A 3,640-nucleotide genomic window follows, 5' to 3' on the forward strand; every position below is an offset into this window, starting at 1 on the left:
GTGCACACCCGCCGGGCCCCGCGAAGCACCCGCCGGGCCCCCGCCCACGAGGCTCGTCGCCGCCTCTCCGCCTGGTCCCCGTTCCGATAGGCTCGCCGGGTGACGGCCGACCAGCCCGCCCCGGGCCCCTACGCCATCGTCACGGTCGCGTCGTCGGCGGGCGGCATCCGTGGCCTGACCACCTTCCTCGGTGCGCTGGGCCCGGACTTCCCGGTGCCGTTGCTCCTGGTCCAGCACCTCGACCCGCGACACCGGACCGTGCTCGACGAGGTCCTGGAGCGGCGCACCGAGCTGCCGGTCAGGCTGGCCGTGGACGGGACGGCCGCGGCACCCGGCACCGTCTACATCGCCCCGCCCGACCGGCACCTGCTGGTCGGGCCCGACGGCGTCCTCGAACTGACCAGCACCGAACCCGTCCACTTCGTACGCCCCTCGGCCGACCGGCTCTTCGAGTCGGCCGCCCACGCGTACGGGCCGAGGACCCTGGCCTGTGTGCTCACCGGGACCGGTGTGGACGGCGCGCAGGGGGCCCTCGCGGTCAGGGCGGCGGGCGGGTCCGTGATCGCCCAGGACCCCGGAACGGCGGAGTTCCCAGGAATGCCCCAAGCGGCGGTGGACACGGGAGCGGTCGATTTCGTGCTACCTCTTGAGGAGATCGCCGCTGTGGTCAGCGGACTGGTAGGAGCCAAGAGGCAGTGATGAGCGAACCCCAGCACAACGAACCCAATGAGGCCCTGGAGGATCTGCTCGTCTTCATCAGGGAGGCACGAGGCTTCGACTTCACGGGCTACAAGCGTTCCACCCTGGGGCGGCGCATCCACAAGCGGATGTCCGACGTCGGCATCGACTCCTACACCGACTACCAGGACCTCCTGGAAGCGAGCGCGGACGAGTTCAGCGCGCTGTTCAACACGATCCTGATCAATGTCACCTCCTTCTTCCGCGACCCGGACGCCTGGACCTTCCTCCAGCGGGAGGTCGTCCCCGACCTGCTCGCCGAGCTCACGCCCGAGCAGGAGATCAGGGTCTGGAGCGCGGGTTGTTCCAGCGGTGATGAGGCGTACTCCCTCGCCATCATGTTCGCGGAGGCGCTGGGCATGGAGGAGTGCCTGCGCCGCGTCAAGATCTACGCGACGGACGTCGACGAGGAGGCGCTGCGCGAGGCGCGGTCAGGTCTCTACCCGACCAAGGCGCTGGAGTCCCTCGCCCCCGAGCTGCGGGAGAAGTACTTCGAGCCGAACGGCGCCCAGCTCAGCTTCCGCCCCGATCTGCGCCGCCGCGTCATCTTCGGCCGCCACGACATCACCCGCGACGCGCCCATCTCCCGGCTCGACCTGCTGGTCTGCCGGAACACGCTGATGTACTTCAACGTCGAGGCGCAGACGCAGATCGTCGACCGCTTCTACTTCGCGCTGCGCCAGGGCGGCTACCTCTTCCTCGGCAAGGCCGAGATGCTCCTGAACGACGCCGACCGCTTCGAGGTCGCCGACATGCGGCAGCGGGTCTTCCGCCGCCGCACCGGCGAGGCCGGGCTGCCGTACCAGCCCGCGCCCCTGAAGGTCCGGCCGAGCATGGGCGTGGAGCTGCACTCCGTGGCGCGTACGCGGCAACTGCGCGACCTGGTGCTCGACGCGGGTCCGACGCCGTGGATCGCCATCGACGGCGACGGCGCCGTCGTCGTGATCAACAGTCAGGCGCGCATCCAGTTCGGCCTGACGGCGGGCGACGTCGGCCGTCCCTTCCAGGACCTGGAGATCTCCTACCGGCCGGTCGAGCTGCGCTCCCTCATCGACCAGGCCAACCACGAGCGCAGGACGCTACGGGTCAACCGGGTCGAGCGCAGGGTGGGCGAGGAGACCCAGTACCTCGACATCCTCATCCAGCCGCTCACCGGGGCCAACGGCCTGCACGTGGCGACCACGATCTCCTTCACCGACGTCACCGTGGCCACCCAGCTCAAGGCCGAGGTCAAGCGGGTACGGGAAGACCTGGAGACGGCGTACGAGGAACTCCAGTCGACCAACGAGGAGCTGGAGACCACCAACGAGGAACTCCAGTCCAGCATCGAGGAACTGGAGACGACCAACGAAGAGCTCCAGTCGACCAACGAGGAGCTGGAGACCACCAACGAGGAACTCCAGTCCGGCAACGAGGAACTGGAGACCATGAATGACGAGATGCGCATCCGCACCGAGGAGCTCGACGAGGCCCGGGCGTTCCTGGAGGCCGTGCTGACGAGCATCGCGGCGGGTGTGGTCGTCCTCGACAACAGGCTGCGCGTCAAGAGCTGGAACCGCGGCGCAGTCGACCTGTGGGGGCTGCGCGCCGACGAGGTCGTCGACCAGCCCTTCTTCGACCTGGACTTCGGCCTGCCCACGGGCTCCCTCCAGCCCCTGGTGCGGCAGTGCCAGGAGACCCGCAAGCGCTCCGGACCGGTCGGGGTACAGGCCCTCAGCCGTATCGGACGTCCGATCAAATGCGATGTTTTCTGCTCCCCCTTCGACGGACACAACGGCGGAGTGGTCCTGATGATGGAAGAGAGCCGAAGCGAGCGCTCGGGGTGACCCGGCGGCGTACGCTTCAGTCATGAACCCGCAGCGGCGAGAGGAAGCTCTCGGTCTGGCCGCCATGGCGCGGCGCCGCGCCGCCCGCGCCCTCGAACGCGCGGAGCGGGCCGCGGCCGTCGCCGAGCGGCACGAGCTGCTCGCCGTCTCGTCGGGAGGCGAGTTCCACGCCCACGTCGCGGCGGTGCAGCGCCGGACGGCCGCGTGCCACCGCTCCTCCGCCCGCCTCCAGGAGGCGTACGCGCTGCGGATGACGGAGTGGGCCACCGGCAAAGGAATCCAGCCGCAGTTCATGACCGGCGTCGCCGAGGTGTGCGGCACGGACAGCGCGGCGCTCACCCTGGTCGACTCCGCGCAGAACCAACTGGCCGTCGCGGTCTCCGACGAGCATTCGCGGGCCGCGCAGGATTTGGAGTACATGCTCGGCGAGGGCCCCTCGCGGGACGCGGCGTCGGAGCGGCGCCCGATCCACGCGTCGGGCTCGGCGATAGAGGCGCGCTGGCCGGGGTACGGCCCGGCCGTCGCCTCGCTGGGCATCACCTCGGTGGCCGCGGTTCCGCTGGGTACCCGTGACAGCTGTATCGGCGCCCTCGCGGTCTTCGACCCCCGGCCCGGACTCGCGGAGACCGCGTGTCTCACCGAGGTGGCCGCGGCCCTGACCCGCATCGTGCTCCTCGGGCCCGACGCGGACCCGGAGCTGTACGGCGGCACCAATCACCGGGAGTCGGTGCAGCAGGCGGCGGGCATGCTCTCCGTCCGGCTCGGCTGCCGGGTCGGTGACGCGCTGGCGCTCATCAAGGCCCGGGCGTTCGCCGAGGAGTCATCACCCGAGGTGATCGCCGGACGCATTGTGCAAGGTGACCTTAATTTCGGCTGAGGGAGAAGTGGCGTGACCCCCGAGCAACAGCTCGCCGACGTGTTCGTGGCCCTGGTGGGCAGCACCACGGAAGGGCCGTCGGACGTCCCGGGCACGCTCTCGGTCCTCGCCGAGCGCAGCCCGTCCGTGCTCGGCGCGGAAGCCGCGTCCGTCGTCTACGCACCGGGCGGGCGGGCCGAGACACGGGTGGGCGGCTCCG

At 70.4% G+C, this 3,640-nt stretch carries 3 protein-coding genes and 1 pseudogene; all 4 read left to right on the plus strand.

What is annotated here, in order from left to right; genetic code table 11:
* Positions 1-99 precede the first annotated feature (99 nt).
* Entirely contained in the window at positions 100-699 is a 600-nt protein-coding gene (locus AB8Z36_RS33750) for a chemotaxis protein CheB (RefSeq protein WP_369217198.1), read from the plus strand.
* Complete coding sequence (locus tag AB8Z36_RS33755; protein WP_369217199.1) at positions 699-2,564, plus strand: CheR family methyltransferase; 1,866 nt, start codon at positions 699-701, stop codon at positions 2,562-2,564. Before AB8Z36_RS33750 ends, AB8Z36_RS33755 begins: the two co-directional genes overlap by 1 nt.
* A 22-nt stretch (positions 2,565-2,586) precedes the next feature.
* On the plus strand, positions 2,587-3,441 hold the full coding sequence (locus AB8Z36_RS33760) for a GAF domain-containing protein (protein WP_369217200.1): 855 nt from the start codon (positions 2,587-2,589) through the stop codon (positions 3,439-3,441).
* A gap of 12 nt (positions 3,442-3,453) precedes the next feature.
* Positions 3,454-3,640, plus strand: a pseudogene (locus tag AB8Z36_RS33765) (RNA-binding protein); the annotation flags it as partial.

Origin of the sequence: Streptomyces flavofungini (assembly GCF_041028215.1) — a bacterium.
Classification (GTDB): Bacteria; Actinomycetota; Actinomycetes; order Streptomycetales; family Streptomycetaceae; genus Streptomyces; species Streptomyces flavofungini_B.